Raw genomic sequence first — 255 nt, forward strand, 5'->3', positions numbered from 1 at the left:
CCTTATGCCTTTACACTCTTCGAATGATTTCCAACCATTCTGAGGGAACCTTTGGGCGCCTCCGTTACTCTTTAGGAGGCGACCGCCCCAGTCAAACTGCCCGCCTGACACTGTCTCCCACCCGGATGACGGGTGAGGGTTAGAAGTTCAACACAGCCAGGGTAGTATCCCACCAATGCCTCCATCGAAGCTGGCGCTCCGATTTCCAAGGCTCCTACCTATCCTGTACAAGCTGTGCCAAAATTCAATATCAGG

Annotated in this window: 1 rRNA gene; it reads right to left on the minus strand. The window is 53.3% G+C overall.

The window, feature by feature from the left end:
• Nucleotides 1–255, minus strand: a 23S ribosomal RNA gene (locus ACQCT8_RS19060); the annotation flags it as partial.

Origin of the sequence: Jeotgalibacillus proteolyticus (assembly GCF_050107735.1) — a bacterium.
Lineage (GTDB): Bacteria > Bacillota > Bacilli > Bacillales > Jeotgalibacillaceae > Jeotgalibacillus > Jeotgalibacillus proteolyticus_A.